This window comes from Mesorhizobium sp. RCC_202, from assembly GCF_041355295.1.
Lineage (GTDB): Bacteria > Pseudomonadota > Alphaproteobacteria > Rhizobiales > Rhizobiaceae > Mesorhizobium.
Genome location: NZ_JBFUPO010000029.1, coordinates 1 through 740, shown reverse-complemented (window position 1 = coordinate 740; position 740 = coordinate 1). Strand labels below are relative to the sequence as shown.

The following is a 740-nucleotide window of genomic DNA, read 5'->3' as shown; positions in this document are numbered from 1 at the left end:
ATGAAAACGCGCGCCGCAGTCGCTGTCGCCGCTGGAAAGCCGTTGGAGATCATGGAGGTCGACCTCGAGGGCCCGCGCGATGGCGAGGTGCTGGTCGAGATCAAGGCGACCGGCATCTGCCACACCGACGAGTTCACGCTGTCGGGCGCCGATCCCGAAGGCCTGTTCCCGGCGATCCTCGGCCATGAGGGCGCCGGTGTGGTCGTCGATGTCGGCAAGGGTGTCACCTCGGTCAAGAAGGGCGATCATGTCATTCCGCTCTACACGCCGGAATGCCGCCAGTGTCCGTCTTGTCTGTCGCGCAAGACCAATCTGTGCACCGCCATCCGCGCCACCCAGGGGCAAGGCCTGATGCCGGATGGCTCGTCGCGCTTCTCGATCGGCAAGGACAAGATTTTTCACTATATGGGCTGCTCGACCTTCTCGAACTTCACCGTGCTGCCCGAGATCGCGCTGGCCAAGGTCAATCCCGACGCGCCCTTCGACAAGATCTGCTACATCGGCTGCGGCGTCACCACCGGCATCGGCGCCGTCATCAACACCGCCAAGGTCGAGCAAGGCGCGACCGCGGTGGTCTTTGGTCTCGGCGGCATCGGTCTCAACGTCATCCAGGGTCTGAAGCTCGCCGGCGCCGACATGATCATCGGCGTCGATTTGAACAACGACAAGAAAGCCTGGGGCGAAAAATTCGGCATGACGCATTTCGTCAATCCGAAGGAGATCGACGGCGATATCGTGCC

At 62.4% G+C, this 740-nt stretch carries 1 protein-coding gene; it reads left to right on the top strand.

What is annotated here, in order from left to right:
* A partial coding sequence (locus AB6802_RS30055) for an alcohol dehydrogenase catalytic domain-containing protein (RefSeq protein ID WP_371013837.1) occupies nucleotides 1-740 on the top strand: 740 nt, incomplete at both ends.